At 36.3% G+C, this 25940-nt stretch carries 17 protein-coding genes and 1 tRNA gene; 7 read left to right on the plus strand and 11 right to left on the minus strand.

Going from position 1 to position 25940, the window contains the following annotated elements; genetic code table 11:
* Positions 1–27: 27 nt before the first annotated feature.
* The 9 genes from bglX to UH1x_RS13800 all read right to left on the minus strand — a co-directional run bounded on the left by bglX (position 28) and on the right by UH1x_RS13800 (position 15733).
* A complete protein-coding gene (gene bglX, locus UH1x_RS13760; RefSeq protein WP_482622325.1) occupies positions 28–2298 on the minus strand; it encodes a beta-glucosidase BglX in 2271 nt (756 codons plus the stop codon).
* 21 nt (positions 2299–2319) lie between these two features.
* Positions 2320–3114 (minus strand): carboxylesterase family protein, encoded by a 795-nt coding sequence (locus UH1x_RS13765; protein WP_482622326.1) that lies wholly within the window; start codon positions 3112–3114, stop codon positions 2320–2322.
* Complete coding sequence (locus tag UH1x_RS13770) at positions 3104–4540, minus strand: glucoamylase family protein (RefSeq protein WP_482622328.1); 1437 nt, start codon at positions 4538–4540, stop codon at positions 3104–3106. Before UH1x_RS13770 ends, UH1x_RS13765 begins: the two co-directional genes overlap by 11 nt.
* Positions 4537–5895, minus strand: a complete 1359-nt coding sequence (locus UH1x_RS13775; protein WP_482622329.1) for a glucoamylase family protein — start codon at positions 5893–5895, stop codon at positions 4537–4539. The genes UH1x_RS13770 and UH1x_RS13775 overlap by 4 nt, the downstream gene beginning before the upstream one ends.
* Before the next feature lie 45 nt (positions 5896–5940).
* Entirely contained in the window at positions 5941–7740 is a 1800-nt protein-coding gene (locus tag UH1x_RS13780; protein ID WP_482622330.1) for a LamG-like jellyroll fold domain-containing protein, read from the minus strand.
* A gap of 12 nt (positions 7741–7752) precedes the next feature.
* Positions 7753–9300 (minus strand): RagB/SusD family nutrient uptake outer membrane protein, encoded by a 1548-nt coding sequence (locus tag UH1x_RS13785; RefSeq protein WP_482622331.1) that lies wholly within the window; start codon positions 9298–9300, stop codon positions 7753–7755.
* A gap of 10 nt (positions 9301–9310) precedes the next feature.
* Positions 9311–12349 carry a SusC/RagA family TonB-linked outer membrane protein gene (locus UH1x_RS13790; protein ID WP_482622332.1) on the minus strand — a complete coding sequence of 1013 codons (3039 nt, stop codon included), beginning with the start codon at positions 12347–12349 and terminating at the stop codon, positions 9311–9313.
* Between the two features lie 263 nt (positions 12350–12612).
* Positions 12613–15369, minus strand: coding sequence for a helix-turn-helix and ligand-binding sensor domain-containing protein (locus tag UH1x_RS13795; protein ID WP_482622333.1), 2757 nt, complete (start codon positions 15367–15369; stop codon positions 12613–12615).
* A 290-nt stretch (positions 15370–15659) separates the two neighbouring features.
* Positions 15660–15733: transfer RNA gene (locus UH1x_RS13800), tRNA-Arg, on the minus strand.
* A gap of 76 nt (positions 15734–15809) precedes the next feature.
* Between UH1x_RS13800 and UH1x_RS13805 the strand changes: the two genes are divergently transcribed.
* Complete coding sequence (locus tag UH1x_RS13805; protein WP_482622335.1) at positions 15810–16322, plus strand: adenine phosphoribosyltransferase; 513 nt, start codon at positions 15810–15812, stop codon at positions 16320–16322.
* Here the strand turns inward: UH1x_RS13805 and UH1x_RS13810 are convergent.
* A complete protein-coding gene (locus UH1x_RS13810; protein WP_482622337.1) occupies positions 16319–16471 on the minus strand; it encodes an SsrA-binding protein in 153 nt (50 codons plus the stop codon). The genes UH1x_RS13805 and UH1x_RS13810 overlap by 4 nt on opposite strands.
* A 578-nt stretch (positions 16472–17049) precedes the next feature.
* On the opposite strand from UH1x_RS13810, the gene UH1x_RS13815 reads away from it, so the two are divergent.
* Positions 17050–17988 (plus strand): calcium/sodium antiporter, encoded by a 939-nt coding sequence (locus UH1x_RS13815; RefSeq protein ID WP_482622339.1) that lies wholly within the window; start codon positions 17050–17052, stop codon positions 17986–17988.
* Positions 17989–19635, plus strand: coding sequence for a carboxypeptidase-like regulatory domain-containing protein (locus UH1x_RS13820; RefSeq protein ID WP_482622341.1), 1647 nt, complete (start codon positions 17989–17991; stop codon positions 19633–19635). It abuts the gene before it with no gap.
* Positions 19636–19699: 64 nt separating this feature from the next.
* Here the strand turns inward: UH1x_RS13820 and UH1x_RS13825 are convergent, their stop codons facing one another.
* Positions 19700–20722: a glutamine synthetase beta-grasp domain-containing protein gene (locus tag UH1x_RS13825; protein ID WP_036152737.1), complete on the minus strand. Its 1023-nt coding sequence runs from the start codon at positions 20720–20722 to the stop codon at positions 19700–19702.
* 186 nt (positions 20723–20908) lie between these two features.
* Between UH1x_RS13825 and UH1x_RS13830 the strand changes: the two genes are divergently transcribed.
* From UH1x_RS13830 to UH1x_RS13845, 4 genes are all read left to right on the plus strand, one after another.
* A complete protein-coding gene (locus UH1x_RS13830; RefSeq protein WP_482622343.1) occupies positions 20909–23095 on the plus strand; it encodes a glutamine synthetase III family protein in 2187 nt (728 codons plus the stop codon).
* A 93-nt stretch (positions 23096–23188) separates the two neighbouring features.
* Positions 23189–24367: an AIR synthase related protein gene (locus UH1x_RS13835; protein ID WP_482622344.1), complete on the plus strand. Its 1179-nt coding sequence runs from the start codon at positions 23189–23191 to the stop codon at positions 24365–24367.
* Positions 24368–24420: 53 nt separating this feature from the next.
* Positions 24421–24864: a QcrA and Rieske domain-containing protein gene (locus UH1x_RS13840; protein ID WP_482622345.1), complete on the plus strand. Its 444-nt coding sequence runs from the start codon at positions 24421–24423 to the stop codon at positions 24862–24864.
* Positions 24865–24979: 115 nt separating this feature from the next.
* Entirely contained in the window at positions 24980–25933 is a 954-nt protein-coding gene (locus tag UH1x_RS13845; protein ID WP_482622347.1) for an FAD:protein FMN transferase, read from the plus strand.
* Positions 25934–25940: the final 7 nt, after the last annotated feature.

Here is a 25940-nt window from a genome sequence, read left to right on the forward strand (position 1 = left end):
AATTGTAAATAATGGTTAGTTAAGGGATTATTCCAATTCAAATTCGGCAGACATTTCTGCATCTGAATTGCCACCAACGAACACCTTGAATTTTCCTGGCTCCGCTACAAATTTTAATTCGCTGTTGTAGAATTTTAAATCATCTGCAGAAAGGGTTATAGTCACTGTTTTCGTCTCGCCTTTTTTAAGAAATACTTTTTTAAATCCCTTTAGTTGTTTTACGGGTGGGGTAATGCTACGAATCTCATCTTTTAAATATAGTTGTACCACTTCTTCTCCATCGTAGTCTCCCGTATTTTTTACGGTTATGGAGACCTTTATTGATTCCTCTTGATTTATTTTATTCTTATCAACTGTAATCTCACTGAATTCAAAAGAGGTATAGCTCAAACCAAAACCAAAAGGAAATAATGGCGAAATTTCACTATCGAGATAATTAGATTTAAATTTTTCGAATTGATGTGTGGGCGCTGGTCTACCTGTATTTTTCATACTATGATAAATAGGAATCTGACCTACATTTCTAGGCCAATTTGCGGTAAGTTTCCCAGACGGATTGTAATCTCCAAAAAGTACATCTGCAATGGCATTACCGGCTTCAACACCCGGATTCCATACTTGTAGAATACTAACAGGCAAATTAAATTCATCGGAAATGGTCAATGGTCTACCGCTAAATAAAACCAATACTACCGGTTTACCGGTGTCAACTAAAGCATTAATTAATTTTTTCTGACTTTGAGGTATCGATATTTCGGTTCTGCTTGCGGCTTCCCCGGCAAATTCTGAAGCTTCGCCTACAACAGCTACGATTACATCTGCATCTTTACTATTTTTTAAAGCTTCCGATAACATAGCTTCAGGAGTTCTTTTATCGATGTCTACCCTTAAACCGAACACATTGGCACGCTTGGCAAGCTCGGTGTCATTAGTAATATTTGCGCCTTTGGCATAACTGATTTTAACTTTTGGAGCAACATTTTTTAATCCTTCCAATACTGGTATTGATAGTTGCGGGTCGCCCGTAGGAGCCCATGTACCCAACATATTGTTTTTGTCGTTCGCCAATGGTCCCACCAATGCAATTTTAGCATCCTTTTTTAACGGAAGCACATTGTTTTCGTTCTTTAGCAGTACAAAAGATTGCGTTGCAATTTTTCTTGCAGCCGTTCTGTTTTCTGCAGTTAAGATGTCTTTTTTAGGTCTTGAAGTATCCGAATATTTATAGGGATCATCAAACAGTCCCAATTGATGTTTTGCGGTCAAAATTCTTCTACATGCAATAGTAATTGCTTCCTCGGTTACTTTACCTTCTTCAACAGATTTTTTTAACGTGGTCAAAAATCCTTCGCCTACCATATCCATGTCCAATCCTGCATTGAGCGCTTGTGCTGATACTGCTTGCAAATCTCCCAAGCCATGAGCGGTCATTTCATTAACAGAGGTGTAATCGGAAACTACAAATCCTGTAAATCCCCATTGCTTTCTCAATAAATCTGTAATCAGCCATTTGTTTCCTGTAGCCGGTATACCGTCAATATCATTAAAAGAGGTCATGGCACTACCAATACCTGCATCAACTGCTGCTTGGTATGGTGGAAGGTACTGATTGTACATTTTTACCTTGCTCATGTCAACCGAATTATAATCACGTCCAGCTTCCACGGCACCATAAAGCGCCAAATGTTTTACCGTAGCCATCATAGTATAGGCATCACTTAAATCTTTTCCTTGATACCCTTTTACCATTGCCGTTGCAATAGCTGAACCTAAGTAAGGATCTTCGCCCGAACCTTCAGAGATTCTTCCCCATCTGGCATCGCGAGATATATCTACCATAGGTGAGAAGTTCCAGTTGATACCATCTGCGGTAGCTTCTTTTGCAGCCATTTTTGCAGCGCTTTCAATCAATTTCATATTCCAACTAGAAGCTACACCCAATGGAATAGGATAGGTGGTTTTATACCCGTGAATAATATCGGAACCTATTAATAAAGGAATTTTTAATCTAGAATTCTTAATGGCGATTTCTTGTGCCTGTCTAACTTTTTCAGGTCCGGATACACCAAATAGTCCGCCTACTTGACCAGCTTTAATTTTTGCTTCTACATTTTCGCTAACAACGGAGCCAGTAGCAATACCACCACCGGGAGTCAGTAAGTTTAACTGCCCTATTTTCTCATCTAAGGTCATTTTGCTCAATAGTGCTTCGACCTCAGGAATTTTTTCTTGTGCAACACTATTAAGGCCTGTTAAAGTCAATAAAAGTAAGGGGAGTATTTTATATATTTTAATCATAGATGTCAGTTTTAGCGGCTTTTACTCTTTATTCAAAGTATTCGAGAAAAGCCATGGTAATAATTCTGGTTCTGCAAATGCAGGGTCCCAACTATTATGGTTTGCAAAATCATATAAGGTAAGCCGGGGGAAAGCTTCCTCATTCAGTAGTGCCGTAACTATTTCCATAGAACGTAATGGATCTACAACATTATCTTTTGCACCGTGAAACGCCCAAACAGGTATTTTTTTCGCGTAGTTAGCTACGTATTTAGGATCACCTGCACCGCAAATTGCAATCGCAGCGGCAAAACGGTCTGGGTTTCTTGCTAATAATTCATAGGTACCCATGCCGCCCATTGAGAGACCCATGGCATAGATTTGATTTTCATTGACGAATTTTTCTTTTTGAAAATCATTCAATAGACGCAACACTAAACCCATTGCTTTGGTAGGGCCTTTTTCAAATTGAAAATCTAACTGTACGGGATAGTTGCTACGATCAACTTCTACCTGTGCCCAATAATCATCTATAGCACATTGTGGCATAATTACGATCGCAGGGTATTTCGTTCTGTTATTCTGATCTAGAAAAAGAGCGCTGCCGTGTGTTAGTTGTTTTTCGTTATCATTACCTCGTTCACCTGCACCATGTAAAAATAGTACTAGCGGATATGTTTTTTTTACATCAAAGTTTTCTGGATATAGAATTCTATATCGCAACGTGTCTTCTGCAACTATCAATTCTTCCTTTTCGAATAGATTTACATCTTGCGCAGAAGTTATAGTGTTGCAAATAACCAATAAAAAGAGAAAAAGAAAGTGTTTATTTTTCATAAGTAAAACCGAGTTTATCAAGACCGCTTTGTACGTCTTCGTTTTGCATAAAAAGATTCCAAAGTAGACCACTTCTGTAATTTTCTATCATTACAATTTCAGGACCTTGATCTATAGCCAAATATGCTTCTGCCACCCAAAAATTGTTCTGCGGACTAAAAGCATCATAAAACCCTGCAGGACCTAATAATTCATCTTTATTCTGATAAAAATAGCGCAATGCTTTTAGCGATTCTTCGGGAGTGTACGGTATAGAACTTATGGCTGCCGTTGGCGAAACCAGACCTATGTCATTGCTTGGGCTATGCGCATTGTAACCTAAAGTACCATCGTTATTTCTAGAGTAGCTTGCCGTTAATCCCCAGCAATTTTCACCATAATCGATGTAGTTTTTAGGGTTCTCAACGCAGTATAAATAGTTGATTTTTGAATGATTTACGGCAGCATCCCAATAATTGACGAATCCGTCACTTAAATTGTTCGGGTTAAGACCTAAAAAAGAATAGTGCGAAAAAAATAAAGGTCCGCCCTTTGGGGAATTTCCTGCATGATCCACCACCAGCGGAATATTATATGCACTTGTGGCGTCTGTTATAGACCCATTTGATGCCCAACCATTGGTATATACCTCTTTCTCAATAGAAAAATCTGGTGAAGCGGCAGCCATTACATAAGTAATCATCACTTCATTATACCCTTTCAATTCTAGATTGATGTCGAAACCATAGTTCGGACTCCAATGCCAATACAGGCTATTTTGGTCTTGCGTATACCAGTTCCATTCAACACCTTTCCATAATGCATCTGCCTTATCGGCTAAAGATTTTTCTGTATCGTCGCCATTTTTAAAATACTCTTTAATGCAGATCAAGCCTTGTGCCAAAAAAGCGGTTTCTACCAAGTCGCCACCATTGTCTTTTTCGCTAAATGGCCTAACGTTGCCGTTAGTGCCATCTAACCAATGAGGCCAAGCACCGTGAAAACGATCTGAAGATTCTAAAAAACTTAAAATCTGATCAATTCGTTCTACGGATTCATTACGTGTAATAAAGCCCCTTTCCACACCAACCAAGAGCGCCATTAAACCAAAACCTGTGCCACCTATACTTACCGTATTTGGATCGTTAGAAGGTTCGTTAGGATGAAAACGTTCACGAGCTGCACCAGAGTTTGCCTCAGCGTAATCCCAAAAATATTTGAAGGTTTCTTGCTGGGTTAAATCCAAAAGTTTTTCGTCTGAAATTTCTGGTACTTCAGGTTCCGATTCTGGTTCGGTAGGAGTTTCCGGAAGTTCAGATTCGCCCGTTGGTGCATCTGGTTCAGAAGATGAACATGACATTAGGGATACCGTTAAGATTCCCAAGAAAACAAGGAGCGTCTTTTGGAGTATTTGCTTTTTGTGCTTATATCGGTTTTTGCCCTTCATTTTGGTGATGCTACTGAAAATTCTAGTTTATCCAATCCTTTAACTACATCTTTATTGGTCATAAAAAGCATCCAAAACAATCCGCTTCTATGGTTTTCAATCATTACGGGAATAGGACCTTGGTCAATAGCTAAATACCTAGGTAATACCCAGTTTTTTTCTAAGCTAAAAGCATCATATGGTCCGTATTTACCAATAAGGGTATCATGATTGATGTACATATTTCTTAAGAAATCCATACTCTCTTTTGGTGCATATGGCATAGAAGAAAGTGCTGCCGTAGGAGAAATAACGCTAATATCCCTATCTGGTCGGTGCCCATCATATCCTTTAATAGAATAACTAGATGTAAGCCCCCAAAGGTCTTTACCATATCCTTTGAATTTCTTAGGATTGTCAACGGCATACTTGTATTGGATCATAGTATGGTTTTGGTTCAGCTCCCAATAATCTGCATACTGATCTTTTAATCCTTTAGGATTTAATCCTGTAAAAGAGTAGTGTGCCCAGAACATCGGGCCAACGGGAGAAGCATCACTTTCATAATGATCCAAAACAGTTGGTAGCCCATAAAAAGTAGTATCTTTTGTAATTGCTCCATCTCTTGCCCAACCTTGATCATAAACTTCTTTGGAAATAGGATGTGTTGGAGAAGCCGCTGCAAGAATGTACATAATCAATGCTTCGTTGTAACCACCAACTGGGAAGTTCATATCCCACTCATATTCTGGAGACCAGTGCCAATACAGTACATTTTCGCCCTTCGTGTACCAATCCCAATCTACTTCTTCCCATAGTTTTTGTATATGTTGTGCTAGGGTTTGCTCTCGATCATTCCCGTCCTTGAAATATTCTTTAACGGTCAATAATCCTTCAATAAGAAATGCGGTTTCTACTAAATCACCGCCATTATCTTTTTTGCTGAATGGCGTCATTTTACCATCAGGAGTTAGCCAATGTGGCCAAGCACCATGAAATCGATCGGCATTGTCAAGAAAATCTACTGCTTTTTCAAGTCGTTCGAGACCCATTTCACGTGTTATGAATTCTCTTTCAATACCTACTAAAATTGCCATAACACCAAAACCTGAACCACCAATAGTGATAATATCTTTGTGGTGAGTTGGGTAAATATCATCTAAATGAATTCTTTCGCGTGCCAGTCCGGAAGTAGGCTCGGCACCTTCCCAGAAATAATTGAATGTTTGTTTTTGAACGGAATCCAACAATTGTTCATCCGTGATTTTAATTCTTTCTACACTCTCGCTTTGGTCTCTAAGTTTGGACTTAGAGGATTGACCATTACAACCCACTAACAAAGTTGCAATGGTCATTGAAATTAAAAATAACCTCATAAAAATCTACTACATTAACTGAATTAAACTAAACTATTATCGTGCCTAAAGACCTGCTTGTCTTATATCTTGAATTTCTTGTTGGCTCAATGCTTTATTGTATAATCTAAGCTCATCTATAAAGCTTAAATCAAAACCGTGACCCCATTCTGTAAATCGTGGTGCACCTGAACCGATGGATAATAAATCACAACCTGTCCAATCTACTCCCGTGAAATCGCCTTGTGATACAACTTCACCATCAAAATAGACTACACATTCAGAGCCAGAGATGGTAAATGCCAAGTGTACCCATTCTGTAGCAGTAGGGTCTAACGCGGCTGCATCGCCACCGTCAAACCAAGATTCACCTTCGCCATTACCCACATTCAATTTGAAAACCTGTCGTGTGGCGTCACCTTCCCTAAAGAATCGGAACCCGTTGGTACGTTTGTTCTGTACATCAGGATATCCTGCATTATCCACATCCTCAGGACCCATAACTAAGATGGAACCTCTTGTTGGGTCTGCATTCAATTTATACCATAGCGTGGCACTGAATTCCTCTGTAGTAAGCGCTCCGGATTCATTCGTTGGAAATGTTAGGTAAGAATCTGCTGCACCGGCATAGGCATTATCACCTTCTACACTTTCACCGGCATAACCTGGTATACCTACAACGGTAGCGTCAATGTCTCTAAAGCGTTCGTTGTAACTACCATCAAACGGCATATAAAACATTTCACCGTCAAAAGTAGGAGGGTAGGAAGAAACGAATTCACCTGAATCGTCAGCCATTATTTGTTGAACTTCTTCTTGAGAAATTGCTCTATTGAAAATACGAAGTTCGTCCATTAAGCTTTCATCTGACAAGTGGCCCCATGCTGTAAAATTAGGCGCGCCCGACATGATGGAAAGTACGTTAACATCTGTCCAGTCAATACCTGCGAAAGCTCCTTCTTTGGCAATTTGTCCGTCTATATACACTACCGCTTCAGAACCAGAAATGGTAAAAGCGAAGTTCACCCATTCTCCAGTAGTAGGGTCTACATCTGCAGCCTCGCCACCATCGAACCAAGTACCATCTGTACCAGTACCCGCGTTCAGCTTAAAGCGTTGCATGCCGTTTGCATTTTCACGGAAAAACCTAAATCCTTTAGAAAGGTCATTGTTTGCGCCGTCAATTAATGGCGGACTCAAGGTCAATACACCGGCACGGTCTGGTGTGTTGTTAATTTTCATCCAGAAAATTGCACTGAACTCGGCATTTTTAAAACGCTCGGAATCTAATGTCAAATACGTATCCGTAGCACCTTGGTAAGAACCATCGCCTGCAATATTATCTTCGCTTATGGACGGACTTCCAAATTCTTCAGCTTCTTCAAAACTGATCAAATCAACATACGCACCATCAAAAGGCATGTATAAAATTTCACCTGGGTATTTAGAAACATAGGCAGGTTCTTTTGTAAAGTTGACCATACCGTTCGTTGTTTTACCATCTAGGTCAGTTGCGGTAACGGTAAGTACATGCTCACCATCTGCAAGTTGGTCGTAAACCAAATCATCTACTACCAATCTTCTGTAATCCAAAAAATCTGCATAGCTTTTGATAGTACTTCCATCTAAAGCAACATTCACCGAAGCCAACTCAATATCATCTTGAGCTTCAAATTTTATGGTAATGGTAGCTAATTCTTCATTCACTTTTACCGCTAAACCTTCTGTAGGTGAAGTTATGGTGATACTAGGAGCCGTTTCATCTGCACCAGGGTCAACCTCGGTAAGTGAGTCGATACCATCTTCGCAGGCAACCAAAAGAAAGGTAGCCAACAAAAAAGTAATTATGTTTTTAAAATGTTTCATTGTAGTTCGTTTTTAGTTAGCTATTTCACCCAATATTGGAAACTCGTCGATCTGATCTTGATGGTAGGTTACAAAAGCCTTGTCTTCGGTAAATGTTCTACCATCAAAACTTAATTCATCGTATCTACCTAACCTAACCATATCAAAAAAGCGTTTACCCCATTCCATTGAAAGCTCGGCATATTTTTCATCTACGATCTGGTCAAGTGTTACTCCGCTTAAAGGCGCCATATTTGCCCTTGAACGTACCAGATTAACCGCCTCATCAGCAGTCATAGTCGAATTATTCGCTCCTTGCACCAATGCTTCGGCGTACATCAACAAAGTTTCTGAGTAACGAAAGACAATATTGTTCTTATTACTACCATATTCGGTACGACCAGGTATTAGTTGATTTGTTGGTAAATAGTGCTTGCCGCTTGAAAATATAGACCGGACGGTAGATGTATTTTCATCACCATCTCTTGTAGTTGGAGAAACAAATGATGGTAGAGTTTCTGCAGTGTAGGTAGTTGTAGCTATTAAGCTGTCAATACCCTTTTGGCTAAAGAAAACAGACGTTTCTAAACGCTCGGTTTCACCTCTGTCAAGCATAAATTCAACATATTTTAAGCTAGGCTCAAAAAATCCCCATCCGTTACTAGAGCCATCAACTTCTGGATTCCATGAGTTGGGACCATAAGGAGCATATAAATGACTAACCCTGTCGCCTTCACCATTTCCGAAATCAGAATATTGAAATTCGAATAAGTTTTCATCGCTAAGTTTACCTGGAGTTTTAAATAGCTCATAATAATCAGGAAACAACGTGAATTTACCCGAAGCAATAATTTCACCTGCAGCGTCTGCAACGGCTTGGTAATTCTCCAGTTCTTGATTAGCTTCTGCCTTTATCATCAAAGCAGTGTATTTAGTTACTCCGCCAGGTAAATCTGTACGTTCGTTTGGTCTTAGATCCAGTAAGAAGGGTATTGCTTCATCCATCTGATCAGAAATGTGTTGCATTACTTCATTTTTACTTGGTACCGATGTTACATCTGCAAAATCGTTAAGATTTGATGAAGTAGGAATAAATACCGAACCATATACCTGTGATAATTGAAAGAGTAGCACAGCTCTCAACACTTTTGCTTCTGCGATATATTGATTGCCCAAGGCGATACCTTCATCATCTGCAAACTCCATATATCTTTCTATCTGTTCCATACCCGTATGGGCACCAATGATATCTCCGTAATACGTTTCCCATAAGGTTCTAGAACCAAAGAAGGAGTTGTCGTATACATAGCGATCTTGATTTTTTAGACCTTGTTGGTCACCCGCAGCATTCACATCATCGCCTCTTGTAGTAACTACTAGTGGCTGTTCCCAACCTCTATCTGCAACGGATTGGTAAACCCCGATTAGTGACAAAATCATATCATCTGTCTGTGAAAAATCTGTTCCTCCGGCAAAATTATTGTTCAGTTCAGGTTGGTCCAGATCGTCTGAACAACCTATAAGTACAGTACCTAGAAAGGCTAAAAGCACTGTTAGTTTGTTAACTTTTATATATTTCATAGCTGTATTTTTAAATTTTAATATTTACACCAAATGTGTACACACCTGGTATTGGATAGGTTTGGGTATCTCTACCATCGGAAACCTCAGGAGTAAAACCGTTGTAGTTGAAGAATGTCAACGGACGTTCTGCAGTGATGTAGAACCTAATATCAGGATTGAATTTTCCGTTTAACTTAGGTAACGTATACCCTAAGGTTACGTTCTGTAGTCTAACAAAATCTCCTTTTTCTACAAAAAAGCTACTTAAAAATTGGTTGCTCCAAGGATTTCTAATTCCCCTTGCCGATGGATAACTATTGGTGCTACCGGCACCGTTCCATCTATTTACTGCAAAATCCCTGTCAATATTGGCATCTGGAGTCTGACGGATAGCAAAACGCTTTTGGTTTGCGATTACATTTCCACCTTGCCCAATTACATTTAGATTAAAATCCCACGCCTTATAATTCATTCCTAGGTTAAACCCGAAAGAATAGGTGGGAAGGTAAGAACCGAGATCCACTCTATCTTGGGCGTCAATAACCATATCCCCATTTTGATCTACAAACTTTAAATCGCCAGGGGCAACGGTCAGTCCGTCTGCAATGGCAGCTTGTGCAGCAGGGTCAGATTGAATTTCTTCATCAGTTTGGTATACTCCGTCAACTTTTAATCCGAAGAACGGACTAATAGTACCACCTACAACCGTACGTTGTGCAGTGTCACCGCCGGAAGTAAGATTTTCCTGCCCTGCTAAATCAAGTACCTCATTATCTAAAGTAGAGAAATTGCCACCTATACTAAAGCTAAAATTATCGGATATTTTCTGATTCCAATTGGCTACAATTTCAAAACCGGAGTTTCTAATAACACCAACATTTTGTCTAGTTTCACCAGGAACCAATAATCTAGATACCGGTATTACTGCGTCACGAGTTTCTCGAACATAGTAGTCAGAATCTATCGTTAATTTATTATCAAATAACCTAGCAGTTAAACCTACGTTGGTTTCTGCGGTTACTTCCCATTTTAGGGCTTCAAAATCACTACTGGTTACAAGACCAGGATAACGAACATCGCCAAATACACCATCAACGGCATCAGATGTAATTCCGCCAGTACTAGAGTCAACGTTGGCGTTACCCAATTCACCCCAGCTAGCTCTTAGCTTTAAAAAGTCTATAACGTTGCTGTTCTCTAAGAAAGATTCTTCAGAAACTACCCAGCCCACACCAACAGTTGGGAAATAACCCCATTTTTCTTGGTATTTACTAGTACCATCAGCTCTAAACGTACCGTAAAGAAGGTATTTACTGTCAAAATTATAAGCAATACGACCAAAATAAGAGAAGAAGTATTGTCTAACACCGTCATCACCAACACCATCTACATCAATTGAATTTGCAAGGTCCAAGAAATAAGATTCATCACCAATTCCTGGTCCGTTAGGAAAATTAAGACCTTTAGCTTCTAATTGTTCATAAGAGCGATCCCTGTATGAAGTACCTACCAATGCTGTTAGATTATGTTTACCATAGCTGTCATCATAGGTTAAGGTGTTGTCCCAAGTTTGCTCAGAAAATGTAGCATTCCTTTTTACCAATTCTGCATTTTCCCTAAAAGCGTTACCGTTTCCAAAAAAGTAAGGTAACCGCACTTCTCTAGTTTCGGTAGTTTCAAAGTTGTGATAAAAAGCAGTTTTCAGAGTCAATTTATCGGGCACCAACTGGTAGTTAAGATCAACTGTAGTCAGCGTATTTCTGATTTTGTCTCTATTTTCTGTGTTTTCCATTACTGGAAATGGATTCTGCGTACCTCTGTAACCTAGATCTTGCGCATTGGCATAAGGTCTTGGATATGCATCTGTTTTTGAAGGGTCAAGAACAGGCATTGTAGGGGTGGCATAATATGCCAATGCAAACGCGGTACTTTCAGGTCGGTATCTTGTTGCATTACTAAAAAGAGTAGAAATACCAATATCTAAACGATCGGTAATATCAACATTAATCTTAGATCGAATGTTGAATCGCTCGTAATCATTTTTCATATTCAAGATACCTTCTTGCTCAAAGTAGTTTAAACCGAGAGAATACGTTACAGATTCTGTACCACCGGCAACACCAATACTATGATTTTGTTGTAATGCATGACGCAAAATAAGATCATACCAATCTGTATTTACATCAGGCACATTAGGGTTGATTCTGCTTCTACCATAACGCTGAATAGCATTTTCTATAGATTGTGCCTCTGCATCAGAACCAGATTCTCTTGCAAGAGTTGCAAACTGTTCTGAATTAGATAGTTTAACAATGTTTTGTGCTATCTGTACACCCTGGTAACCATTATAGGTGATTTCTGGTTTCTGATTTATTTTACCAGATTTAGTTTCTATCAGTACCACACCGTTTGCGGCACGAACACCGTAAATTGCGGAAGCGGACGCATCTTTAAGTACAGAGATAGTTTCAATGTCTTCCGTATTTAAAAAATCGATATCATCGAAGAAAGTACCATCCACTACGTATAGTGGGTTAGAGGCACCGCCCACATAAGAGCCGATACCACGAACACGAATTGTTGGTCCCGTACCCGGAGCACCGCTACTCACTACTTGGAGTCCCGCTACTTTACCTTGTAATGATTGCATGGCGGCACTAGTAGGGGTTCTAGTGATATCCTCAGTTTTAATCGTAGCAATAGACCCAGTAAGATCCGCTTTTTTCTGGGTACCATAACCAACAACTACAACCTCGTCTAAAGCTTGTGAATCTTCAGACAAAGATATATTTATAGTTGTTTGCCCGCTTACAGCGGTTTCTTGAGTAGAGTAACCAATGTAGCTAATTACAAGTGTACCACTGTTGGGTACATCGTTTAATGCATATATACCGTCAAAATCAGTTTGGGTTCCTGTTGTAGTACCTTTTACTATGAGACTAGCGCCTGGTAATGGTTGCCCATTATCATCAGTAACAGTTCCCGAAACCGAAATTCCATTTTGCGCAAAAACCGTCAAATGGCTCAGTAAAATGCAGAATGTTAAAAATTTGATTCCTATTTTCATAATTGTTTAAAAATTGAGTTGTAAAATTATCAAGTTGTTAATTTCAGTAGCAAGTTATCAAAACAACTAGCCCTTATTTTTTATTGAACTACATAAAAAGTACATCAATGACATGTGTAGCGTGAAAACCCTTAAATAAGGGTATTTGCAGTAGTAGATGTGTTAATTTAAAAGTAAAAATTAACGTAATGAAGTAGTAATGATGTAGACAATTAACGCATTCTTAATATGTGTAGTAGTATTAAAAACGGAAAAAGCCTGTTCTATTTAAATTTAATGAGATAGTTTGATAGGTTTTGAGAGCTGTCTATGTTCAATTTTTTACGCAAACGATACCTATGTATTTCAACACCTCTTATTGAAATACCCATTAAAGGAGCAATCTCTTTTGTAGTATGATTCATTTTAAGATAAGCGCATAATCTGAGATCTTTTGGGGTAAGTTTTGGGTATTTCTTTAAAAGATTATCAAAAAAATCTTCATGTAATTCTTTAAAACTTATTTCAAAATGTTTCCAATCTTGATCTTCGTTCATGGAGCTATCCAATTTCTTTGATAGTGATCTAAAACGTTGCTTATTGGAAAATGATTCCTGGTTTAAAGCAATAAGGTCCTTTAGCTCAATTATAAGTTCGTTTTTCTTGGCAACACTCATTGTTGTTCTTGCAAGCTCTGTTTGTTTTCTTTTAATTTCTTTTTCAAGTTTTTCTTTTTCTATTTGAGCCATGCGTTCATCTTGCTCTCGTTGCATCTCTATTTTTAGCAGGTTATGTTTCTTAGCTAATTTCTGTTTGTTGTACCAACGAACGACAAGAATACTAGCAATAAATAATAATAGGTAAGCAAATAAGCTCCAATTTGAAAAATACCACGGACGAAGTATTTTAAAATCAATTATTTTAGGTTCAGATAGCTCATTGCCTATGCTTACGGTATGTATTTTCAACGTGTATGAACCAAATGGTAAATTCTGTAGGGTAATCTCACCATTGTCAAAATAACTTGCCTGCTCAATGGTTCCGGTAAGTTGATAATAATACGTGTATTGTTTAAAGCTACCAGCTGCAACTGCTATTTTTATGTTCTTTGATTTGTTAAAAGGTATTTTGTTGACATCTTGATGTATGGTGTAAGTTTCCTGGTCATCAATAAAGGAACTTAGTCTTGGTGTAGGCAGTTCAAAATTTTTTAATTCTTTTTCAAAGCTATTGAGGTTTAGTTTACCAAATCCGTCGGTAAGAGTAAAATAATAAGTTGAATCATTATAATTAACAATGGTTTCTGTTTCAATGGCCAATCTTTTTCTAAGTTGGGCATCATCTAAAGTAAACTGGTTTTTACCAAGGTCGGTGTGAATTATTTTCTTCTGGTTATCATTGTCAAAAAACCAATAGCTGGTTGAATTGTAATTTACCAAGTCCATATTTTTATAATCTTGAAACTCTTCAAACTGAGAAATAACATTCGATATAGGGTCGTATTTGAACCAATTACCTTCACTTGAAATTATGATTTGATTCTTAATATTGTACAATTTGATATTATAGGTATTAGGAATAACTCCGGTTTCAATTTCACTGAACTTCAGTACTTTGGTGTAAGTGTCGTTCATTGTTATTTTGAAAAGTCCTTTATAGGGGTGAGCGGCCCAAATGGTGTGTGCATTTTCAAAGCACAGTTGTTTTACGGGAAAGTCAATGCCGGTTATGCGGCTAGTTTGCCAATTTCCATTATCGTCTTTTATGAAGTTTGCCAACCCGGTGTATGTACCTTGAATGTAAGATGATTTGGTTTCGGGAACTTTGACTATTTGGTATCCTCCAGAAATATCAGATACCTTGTTGAGTTTACCATTTTTTAAAATGAAGGTGCCGGTATTATGTCCGCAGAAGAGATCGTCGTCAATAACTTCCAAGTCCCAAACATGACCTTGAGATCTAGGTACAAACTGTAATTGGTTATCCCTAAAATAATAAATACCGGTATTACTGCCCAAGTAGAGTTCATCTTTATAATCTACAAGGTCATAAACCGTACCCAAAACACCGGAGTGGTCTGTATAATAGGTAATGGGATTTTTCAACTGAATTTTGTCTATACCGTTATCAAGACCTAGCCATAATTGGTCTTTAAACTGTAGCATTGCCAAAACTGTATTGTTTTGGAGTCCTAGAGCCTTGTTCAAATTTTGAAATGTATTAGACTTGATGTTATAGGTGTAGACTCCGTTTTTTATAGTGCCAAATGCTATGGTGTTATTGTCTAGAGATAACACTTTGTTAAGTTGATGTTCTTTAAGTTCGTTATTAATGGTATCATCTAATAGTTTTATTTGACTGTCTATAAGTAAAAAACAACCGTTTAGTTTTGTGCCAATAATTAAATTATCTCCAAAAGGGACCATATCTACAATAGTCTTCCCTTCTAATATTTCTTGAGAATCTAACGGAGTAAGGGTGTTGTTTTTAATCCAGTATAATCTGCGCTGTTCACCGGCAACAATTATTTGATTCTTGTACTTGGCAATATTAGTAACAACAAAAGGAGCGTCTAAAACAGAGATTTTATTGTTTTTGTAAATGTATACGGTAGAAAAAGATCGGAAAATGATAGCATCATCAAGTTGTATAATTTGCCAAAATTCTTCGTTAGTAAATTCATGGTCCTTAATTAAATTCGTTAAAGATGTATATGTTAAAAAACCGTAGTCGTTCATCTCCCAAAACCCGAATTCTTCATAAGACCCGGTAAATATTTTACCGTTTACATATGCTACCGACCGAATAATAGTTTTGTTGGGTAATTTGTTGAGTGTCCAGGTTTCTCCATTAAAATGTAGCAGTCCGTTGTTATTAGCTACATACAATTCTCCGTTCTCATCAATGGACAAACCCCAATTTTTACTGGCAGCGTTATACTCATAGCTACTGTAATTCTGAATTGGGGGAGACAAGTTTTGACCGATACTCCATATAGGTATAATGTACAAGGCTATGAAAAGAAGTAATCTAAAGTTCATTGATTTAAGGAGGTATTGTAATTATCTATATAAGATAAAGATAGTAGAATCATTAGGTATGTAAACTTATTGTAAGTTAAATCATAGCTATTCGTTATTTACAATTTGCCGCTACTTAAAATAAAAGGTGTTTGGAATTACTTATAGTGATTTAATATTGAAAGTTTTCTTATTTAATTTCACTTATTTAAAATTTAATTCTTGGAGGGTTTTTTTATATTTAAACCGAATTTTCTGCAAACAAAAAACCAGCAATTCCAAAAAGCTTTGGAATGTGCTGGTTTTATTAGTGACCTCGACAGGATTCAAACCTGTAACCTCTTGAGCCGTAATCAAGTGCGCTATTCAGTTGCGCCACGAGGCCATTTTTAATTTTCCCTTAGCGGGGTGCAAATATATTTCTTTTTACTTTTACCACAAAATTAAGAACACAATATTAAATGGATTTTAAAAGCTTTATTAGAGATGTGCCTAATTTTCCTAAAGAAGGAGTAGTATTTAAGGACATAACATTATTACTTCAAAACCCTAAAGCACTCAATAAAACAGCTAATGCATTGTTTGATTTGTTAAATGGTCAAAAGATTGACAAGGTAGTTGGCATGGAAAGCAGAGGTTTTATTTTTGGTCCTATGTTAGCTCATAAGTTAAATGCCGGCTTTGTGCCCGTACGTAAACCTGGTAAGCTACCGTCTAGCACGTTGAGCGAGACTTACGATTTAGAGTATGGTACAGATACCTTGGAAATTCATATTGATGGTATTGAGAAAGGGGATAAAGTCTTAATACATGATGATGTATTAGCAACTGGTGGTACGGCTAAAGCTACGTGTAATTTAATAGAAAGATTGGGAGGAGAAATAGTGCAATGTAATTTTCTAATAGAACTCACTTTTTTAGAAGGTGGTTCTAGAATTGATGACTATGCCGTAAAATCTTTGGTAAAATACTAGTCTAGCGCTTTTTTAGTAATAAAATAACGCCAGCCAATTAAAGCCATTTGTAGCTTGTTAGCTTTAGATAAATCTAATTGTTGTTTACTGTAAGAAGGTAAGATAGCTTTGTTTAGCTTGGCTATTAATTTGTAGAGCTTCTTTTTCAAATTAAAATTTTTATAAAAATACATAAATTACTTAACGCTTGATCAAGTTGTTAAGTAGCTATGTATATATTTTTATAAAGTATTTAGTGATATACTAAGGCTACGATTATACTTAAGATGAAGACAACAAGAACTTTTATTACAGTAATCATATTTTAAGGTTTTAGTGGTGGATTATTTTTAGATTGTTCTCGAAAGATATGATTGTAGTAGTGTTCCCACAAATGAAAATCGTTAAAATAATGATTTTGAATACTAATGTGTAAGAGTAGAAATCAAATAGGTTATAATTAGTAACTTTTAGTCTACGATTGAGTTTTAATATATAATATTATTATTCGTATGTGTATTGAATTGTAATAATTGAAGGTCGTTTTTTAATGATGTTTAGAAAACGTAGAGCTAAAATTTAAAGTTATTACTTAAAAAGTGCCTTTCCGTTCTTCTTTGAGTAAATAAGCTATGCATTATTAGCATATACATTTAATGATTACTTGGTAAAGATTTTAGTTTGTAGATGACATCAATTGTCATGTGTCATCACATATCTTCTAATTATATTTGTCAAAATTCTTTTCATGCAAGATTTCTTATTTATTGTTGGCGGGTTGGTGTTGCTTATCGCAGGTGGAAACTGGCTCTTAAAAGCTGCGGTAGATTTATCGTTGAAACTAAAAATTCCTAAAATCGTAATTGGAATGACGGTGGTGTCTTTTGCTACATCGGCACCAGAGCTTATTGTAAGTATAAACGCCGCTTTAGACGGATTTCCAGATTTGGCTTTCGGTAACGTAGTAGGTTCTAATATTGCTAATCTAGGTTTGGTGCTTGCAATAACTATTTTGCTTAGTCCTATTGATGTTAGTAAAAGTTTCTATACTACGGATTGGCCTGTAATGATGTTGGCTTCTTTACTCTTTTTCTTCTTTATATATTTTGATGGTGTGCTTGTGCAATATGAAGGTATAATCATGGTAGTTTTCCTTTTTCTATTTTTAATATATCTGTTACGTTTTCAAAAACCTGCTGTTATAGATGAAGAAGATGAACCAGATGTTATGATGCCTACTTACAAAACAGCTTTGTTTTTAGGGCTAGGTGGAGGTGCACTTTGGGGAGGTTCTGAACTCTTGATTAGTGGAGCTGTTGGTATGGCGACTATATTTGGTGTTAGTGAGCGTGTAATAGCCATAACTATTGTTTCTGTAGGTACAAGTATTCCAGAATTGGCAGCATCTATTATAGCAGTAATTAAAAAAGAAAAAGCAATCTCCTTAGGGAACTTAATTGGGTCAAATATTTTTAATCTTCTTGCCGTTTTGGGAATTACATCTATAATTACACCAATATCGGTTATGGATGAAGGTCTTTTGACAAATGATATCTTTTGGATGCTAGGTATCTCTTTCCTTATTCTTCCTCTAGTATTTATACCTAAAGGTTTGAGATTAGGGTGGAGAGATGGCATAATTCTTGTAGGAATTTACTTGACTTTTGTCTATGTAACCATCTCTTAAATGAATGTAAGCCAAATAAAAAGAAAGGTTCTTAGTATAATATTGTTGCTGTTTGTAAGCATTCAAGGTGTTAGTTCTCAAGACTTAGAATATTTATATGGCAAAGTGGTTGATGTTGAAACTGGTGAGCCGATTATTTTTGCAAATATTCACTTAAAAAATAGAGAGATGGGTGTCATCTCTAATTTTGATGGAGGTTTTAGAATTCCATTAAACTATAAGCAATTGGGTGATATTTTAGTTTTTTCTTCGATGGGTTATGAAAGTGAAGAACGCATTATCGACGAATTTTTAAAGGATAGTATTGTTCTTGTTAAATTACATCCCGCGACATTTCAATTAACAGAAGTCGATGTTTCTGTATCTAGAAATTCGAAGGCTGAGTTGTCCCCAAAAGAAATCGTGTCAAAGTCCATATCATTAATTACCTCTAATTATCCTATTCAACCTTATTTTCAAATTGGTTATTATCGAGATTATCAAAAAGATAATAATGAATATATAAATCTAAATGAGGCAATAATAGAAGTAATTGATCAAGGTTTTAAGGCTGTAGATTCAACTACTTCGAAGGTTGTTATTTATGACTATTTAAAAAATGATGATTTTAGAAGAGATACTTTTGCTTTAAAACCATATGACTATGATTTAAGGGAAGGTGGTAAAGTAATTGATAAAGCTTACTTGGACAGTTATGGCGGTAATGAATTTGTTATTCTAAGTGTACATAATGCCATAAGAAATTATAAGATCAGTAGCTATTCATTTATTTACACATTAGAGACAGATTTATTAAGTGAACATTCTTTTAAAAAAATAGATGATACTTTTTTAGATGGTATTTATTTATACACTATTGAATTCTCAAAAAAAATATCAAATTATACAGCTATTGGTAAATTGTATATTGATAAAAATAGTTTTTCAATTTATAAATTAGAGTATATTTTGTACGATAATAGTACTAAAAATGCCTTAAATTCTTCTGATAAAAACGGGGTAAAAAAGCAGCCAATTTTTGAAGTCATTACAGAGTACCGAAAAAGTGGCGATAAAATGTATTTGAGCTTTATATCCTTAAATAATCAATTTAGAGTGATGGTGCCACCAAAATTTAAAGTAGAATTTGTGGATTTTATTTTCAATGCAGAAAGAGTAGAAAAGGAAAAAGTGGAATTTAATGGAAATAGTTTTGTTTTGACATTTAATAAAGATCTCAATGGAATTAAAACTTATAATTTTTGGAAAAAGGATATTCTGTTTAAAGGTCAATCAATAAAAATAAATAGTGCCGTCATTATTGGCAATCAAATGATTCTATATCCTGCTTTAAATAAAATTAAATTCAAAAAATTCTTTGAAGAATTTGATGCGGAAAAAGAAAATTTTATGCGTGATTTGGTTGAATTCAATTTACCTGAATTGAGGGATATTGATGATAATAAAGTTGGTTTGTGGACAACTAAATATTATAGCCAATTTAGAGAGTTTTTTATTCAAGACCATAATTTGAATCCTCGTTTTATTGATTCAAAATTATTAATGGATAAAAAGAAACCCATTTTTGAAAATCAATCTATAAGTAGTCCATATGATGGTAAGGATTACTGGATGAACACACCTTTGCAAAACAGCATTAAATATTAAATAAATAAAAAACGCCCTGAACAAGTTCAAGGCGTTTTTAGTATAATCAACAATTAATTTGGTATTAGATTTTTGCAGTTTTAACTGTCTTAATAATTCTAGCTGCAATTTTGTATGGATCACCGTTAGAAGCTGGTCTTCTATCTTCTAACCAACCTTTATATCCTTTTTCAACAGCAATTAATGGAATACGTATTGATGCACCTCTATCTGAAACTCCCCAAGAGAAATCCGTAATAGCTGCAGTTTCGTGTAATCCTGTTAAACGTTGATCGTTAAACTCACCGTAAACAGCAATATGTTCTTTAACAAACGGACGGAAAGATTCACAGATAGCTGCGTAAGTTTCTTTAGATCCACAAGTTCTTAATGTTGTGTTAGAGAAGTTTGCATGCATACCAGATCCATTCCAGTCCATGTCCTTACCTAATGGTTTTGGGTGGTAGTCTATATAGTATCCGTATTTTTCAGTTAATCTATCAAGAAGATATCTTGCAATCCAGATTTCATCACCTGCTTTTTTAGCGCCTTTAGCGAACAGTTGAAATTCCCATTGTCCAGAAGCAACCTCTTGGTTGATCCCTTCAAAGTTTAAACCTGCATCTATACAAAGATCTGCATGTTCTTCAACTAAACCTCTACCATGAGTGTTTTTACCACCTACAGAACAGTAGTACATACCTTGTGGAGCAGGATAACCACCAATAGGGAAGCCTAATGGTAATTGTGTTTTCGTATCCATAATGAAATACTCTTGCTCAAAACCGAACCAGAAATCATTATCCTCATCTTCAATGGTAGCTCTACCGTTAGATACATGCGGAGTTCCGTCAGCGTTCATAACTTCGGTCATTACTAAATAACCGTTAATTCTAGCAGGATCTGGGTATATAGCTACAGGAACTAATAAACAGTCAGATGACCCGCCTTCAGCTTGTTTTGTTGAAGATCCATCAAAAGACCAGTTGCCTAATTCTTCTATTGTACCTTTAAAATCTTCGTGTTCTTCTACTTTAGTTTTACTCCTTAAGTTTTGAGTTGGAAAGTATCCATCTAACCAGATGTATTCTAATTTAATTTTGGCCATAATATGTTCGTTATTTTTTAATAAAAGACAAACAAAAATATGTTTTTTATCAATCTGTATGAATTTTTGAGGGTGTTAATGTGTAAAAATTAAATTTATTGTTGTCTACCCCTATTTTTTATCGGGTATTTTATCATATTTATATTTATTGAACGTAATTTTGTCAAATTAACAATGTATTTACATATGAAGTCATCAAGATTTAATGCTATAACAGAAAGTCAGAAAAGAAATAGTATTGCTATTGAGGAGAAGGGAAGACGTTCTGATTTGTTCGGTGTCAACGTGTTCAATGAAAAAAAAATGTTGCAATACTTGACCAAAGATGCTTTTGAAGGTTTAAAAGGCGCAATGGATTCAGGTTCTAAAATTGATAGGAAAATTGCTGATCAGGTTGCAGAGGCTATCAAAGCATGGGCAATTACCATGGGTGCTACACATTACACCCACTGGTTTCAACCTTTAACAGGTTCAACTGCAGAGAAACATGATGCATTTTTTGATCTTTTGCCTGATGGTACGGCTTTAGAAAAATTTGGTGGCGGACAATTGGTGCAACAAGAACCTGATGCTTCCAGTTTTCCTAGTGGTGGAATTAGAAATACGTTTGAAGCTAGGGGATATACTGCATGGGATCCTTCTTCACCAGCTTTTATTTATGGTACTACTTTATGTATTCCTACAATTTTTGTTTCATATACTGGTGAAGCCTTAGATAATAAAGCTCCTTTGTTAAGAGCTTTAGGCGCTGTTGATGAAGCTGCTACTGCCGTTGCCAAATATTTTGATAAAACGGTAACGAAGGTTAATGCTACTTTGGGTTGGGAACAAGAATATTTTTTAATCGATAAAGCATTGGCTCATTCTAGACCAGATATTATGATGACAGGTCGTACTTTGGTGGGCGAAACTCCAGCTAAAGGACAACAGTTAGACGATCATTATTTTGGCGTTATTCCTAGTCGTGTATTAAGTTTTATGAGCGATTTAGAAAAGGAATGTACCAAATTAGGAATTCCTGTTAAAACGAGACATAATGAAGTAGCTCCTAATCAGTTTGAATTAGCTCCTGTTTTCGAGGAGGCTAATCTTGCTATTGATCATAATCTATTATTGATGGATGTGATGGATAAGATTGCGGACAAGCATCATTTTAAAGTGCTTTTTCACGAAAAACCATTTGCAGGTATAAACGGTTCTGGTAAACATAACAATTGGTCATTGGCAACTGATACAGGAGTTAATTTATTGAGTCCGGGTTCTACGCCAATGAAAAATCTTCAGTTTTTAACCTTCTTTATCAATACTATTAAAGCGGTAGATACGTACGAAGAGCTTTTGCGTTCTTCAATAGCATCTGCAGGTAATGATCATCGTTTAGGGGCAAATGAAGCTCCGCCAGCCATTTTTTCAATTTTTGTTGGTTCGCAATTAAGTAATGTGTTAGATGAACTGGAAGGTGTTTCCAAAGGAAAATTATCTCCTGAAGAAAAAACGGAGCTAAAACTGAACGTGGTAGGTAAGATTCCTGAGATTTTGATGGACAATACCGATCGTAATAGAACATCACCTTTTGCTTTTACCGGTAATAAATTTGAAATGCGGGGCGTTGGTGCAAAAATGAATTGCGCCAAGCCAATGACCGTGTTAAATACTATTGTTGCTAAACAATTAAAGGATTTTAAAAAGGAAGTTGATGTTCTAATCGATAAGAAAAGCTTAAAGAAAGATGAAGCCATTTTTAATGTCTTGCGCGAGTATATAAAAACTTCTAAACGAATTCGTTTTGATGGAGACGGTTACAGTACGGAATGGGAAAATGAAGCCAAAAGAAGAAAATTAAGTAATAATAAAAATACACCAGAGGCATTAGAAGTCTTAACGTCTAAAGATAGCATTGCGTTGTTCGAGTCAATGAATGTGATGAGCCAAGTAGAGGTTAGTGCACGCCAAGAAGTAGATTTAGAGAATTATATCATGCACCTACAAATTGAAGGTAGGGTATATAATGAATTGGTCTATGGTTATATTATGCCGGCAGCTTTAGAATATCAAAACAAACTGATTAAAAATGTATCTGGGCTAAAAGAGATTTATGGTGCAGCTCATAAAAAATTCTCAGAGGGGCAGTTGACTATGATTGAAGATATTGCCGAGCATGTAGTCAGTATTAAAAAGATGGTAGACGCTATGGCAGATGCTCGTAAAAAAGCTAATGCCTTAAAGGATACCAAAAAGAAGGCAGATGCATATTGCCATAATGTAAAACCATATTTTTTGGAAATTAGAACTCATAGCGATAAGTTAGAAAAACTAATGGACAACAAGTTATGGCCATTGACCAAGTACAGAGAATTGCTATTTATTGAGTAGTCTTTTTTAATAATTAAAGAAATTGAGGGAATATTAAGCTGTTCAGCGGTTACAGTTTTAATGATTCCCTTATTTTTGCCACAAATTTAAATTATGTCCACATCAAGCAGTGAAAGATATCAGCAACGCGGTGTGTCTGCATCAAAGGAAGATGTACACAATGCTATTAAAAATATTGACAAGGGTCTTTTTCCAAAGGCGTTTTGTAAAATAGTTCCTGATTACTTGACGGGAGATGAGGAGTATTGTTTGGTAATGCATGCAGATGGTGCAGGTACAAAATCTTCTTTAGCTTATATGTACTGGAAAGAAACGGGAGATATTTCTGTTTGGAAAGGTATTGCGCAAGATGCATTGATTATGAACATAGATGATTTAATTTGTGTTGGGGCAACGGATAATATTATGCTTTCTTCCACTATTGGTAGAAATAAAAATAAGATTCCGGGTGAAGTACTCTCGGCTATTATCAACGGCACCGAAGAATTAATAAATGACTTGGGTGAGTTTGGTATTACCATTCATTCCACTGGTGGTGAAACAGCAGATGTGGGAGATTTGGTTAGGACTATTATTGTAGATTCTACAGTAACGGCTAGGCTAAAACGAAGTGATGTTATCGACAATGCCAATATTAAGGCTGGTGATGTCATTGTTGGTCTAGAATCATTTGGTCAGGCCAATTATGAGAAAGAATATAATGGCGGAATGGGGAGTAACGGATTAACTTCTGCTAGACATGATGTTTTTTCAAATTATTTAGCAGAAAAATTTCCTGAGAGTTTTGATGCTGAAGTGCCTAAGGACCTTGTTTATTCGGGTAATGTAAAATTGACGGATTCCGTTGAGAATTCTCCTGTAGATGCTGGTAAATTGGTGTTGTCACCAACACGTACATATGCGCCTATAGTTAAAAAAATACTTTCTAAATATAGTTCAGAAGACATCCACGGAATGATTCATTGTAGTGGAGGGGCACAAACTAAAATTCTTCATTTTATTGATGAATTGCATGTGGTAAAAGATAATTTATTTGATGTTCCGCCGCTCTTTCAACTGATTCAAGAGCAGTCGGGTACCGATTGGAAAGAGATGTATAAGGTCTTTAATTGTGGACATCGATTAGAGTTTTATCTTCCTGAAGATGTAGCAAATGATATTATTGAAATTTCTAAAAGTTTTGGTGTAAATGCTCAGATTATAGGTAGAGTAGAGGCTTCAAATTCAAAAAAACTTACAATTTCAAGTAACTACGGCACCTTTGTGTATTAGCACATACGAATAGCGTAAAAAAATCGTTCTTTTTTGTATAAACCTATCTTGCTATGGAAAGAAAAAAATTTTTACGAACACTAGGTGCAGGTGCAGCCTTTGCAATAACATTTCCTTGTCTTGGAAGTTGCTCAAAAGATAGCGAGGTAGAAGGTGATATCGTTGCTCAGCCAACAGATATTGATTTTACAATAGACCTTACTTCTGACGAAGCTTCCAATCTCTCGGAAAATGGCGGATTCATTCTTAAAAACCTTGTTGTCGTCGTTAAAAATTTAGAGGGCGAATTTGTTGCTGCTACACAAATTTGTAGCCATGAGCAATATGATCAAGTACGTTTCGTAAATCAAGATGGAGGTATATTTTATTGTGATGTACACGGGTCTAAATTTTCACAGACCGGTACACCTTTAAATGAGATTCCCAACAGCACATCAAAAGCATTAAAAATTTACAATACATCTTTAGAGGGTTCTATATTGCGAGTATTTGAATAATTAATGCGAACAGACCAATAAAACTACACCAACCTAACTTATTATTCTTTATGACCATAATTACCCCCAACTAGAGAAATAAGTGAAAAAGATTTTTGCCTTAATATTATGCCTTATGACCTGCTATATGTACGGTCAAGAGAAACGGTATGTAACGGTCAAAAAATCTTATGAGGTAATGGGCGGTGAATTTGATATTACCGTTATTTCTGAAGATGAAGAATTAGGGTATATTTATATACAAGAGGCATTGGCAGAGGTGCAAAGAATAGAAAAGCTTATTTCTTCTTGGGATGCCGACTCTGAAACAAGTTTAATCAATAAGAACGCTGGCATAAAACCTGTTCCTGTTAGTTGGGAGTTATACAAGCTAATAGAACGGTCTATTTTATTGTCAGAAATAACCAATGGTGCTTTTGATATCACTTATACACCGTTAAATAAGATTTGGAACCTTGACGGTACCATGGAAACCGTGCCTTCCTCAACAGAAGTTAGAGAGGTAAAGAATAAAGTCGGTTATAAAAACATCGTATTAAATAGTAAAGATCAAACTGTATTCTTGAACAAAAGAGGAATGCAAATTTCCTTTGGTGGCATCGGTAAAGGTTTTGCTGCTGACAAGGCAAAGGCGTTGTTGGTTTCTAACGATGTTAAAGCGGGTATCATAAATATAGATGGTGATATTACTACCTGGGGTACAAAAGTAACCGGAGACAAATGGCTCATTGGTGTAGTAAACCCAGATCAAAAGGGTGGTATATCTTCATGGATTCCCATTTTAGAGTCTTCTGTAGCAACCACTGGTGGTGATGGTAATTTTATAATGTCAGGCAATAATAAATACACTCACATTATAGACCCTAGAACGGGGTATCCTGCTACGGGTATCAATAGTGTGTCAGTTTTTGCAAAAAGTGCAGAAACATCAGATGCCCTAGCTACTTCTATATTTGTCATGGGGCTTGATGCAGGGCTTGCTTTGATTAATCAATTGGGCGATACCGAGGTGATCATAGTTGATAGTGCCAATAAAATGCACAAAAGTAACGGGGTCTTACTTAATTAGATTTCAA

It is taken from the genome of Maribacter sp. UH1 (assembly GCF_056839145.1).